Source organism: Candidatus Symbiothrix dinenymphae (assembly GCF_001431085.1).
This window is the reverse complement of record NZ_BBRU01000498.1, coordinates 1-398: the sequence shown is the minus strand read 5'-3', so window position 1 is coordinate 398 and position 398 is coordinate 1. Positions and strand designations below refer to the sequence as shown.

General features: G+C 47.0%; 1 protein-coding gene. It reads right to left on the bottom strand.

Annotated features, from left to right (window positions below; translation table 11 throughout):
• On the bottom strand, window positions 1-201 hold a 201-nt coding region (locus ASC50_RS07525; RefSeq protein ID WP_226995413.1), incomplete at its 3' end, for a hypothetical protein.
• Window positions 202-398: the final 197 nt, after the last annotated feature.

Sequence of the window (398 nt, the reverse complement as noted above, 5' to 3'; positions counted from 1 at the left end):
CGTATAAGTTGAATTGATGTCATTTTTGTCACGCTCTGCTATTAGAGGATTTTCCGCGCCGCCACCCGGAAAGCCCGGATGATGCCAGCCGCGCAGGTTCCATTCGTCGAACGCAATTTTGACTTTGCCGCGAAGTCTTGATTTTTCGAGAATGGCAATGGTGCCGGAAATGCCGTCTGCCGGTTGGTCTGTTCGCATCATACTTTCAAGATAGGACGATGATGTACCTCCGTAATAACCGTGAATGGAAACGTAATTCAAATACCTGCCTGCGGCTTGGAGACTGATTTGGACCGATGGTTGTATTGCATGAAGCATCTGGCAGAATTGCTGGAGCAACCGGCAGAACTAAAAGGCGAGATATTCGACGAATTGTTTGAATTAGCAGATTTAAAAAC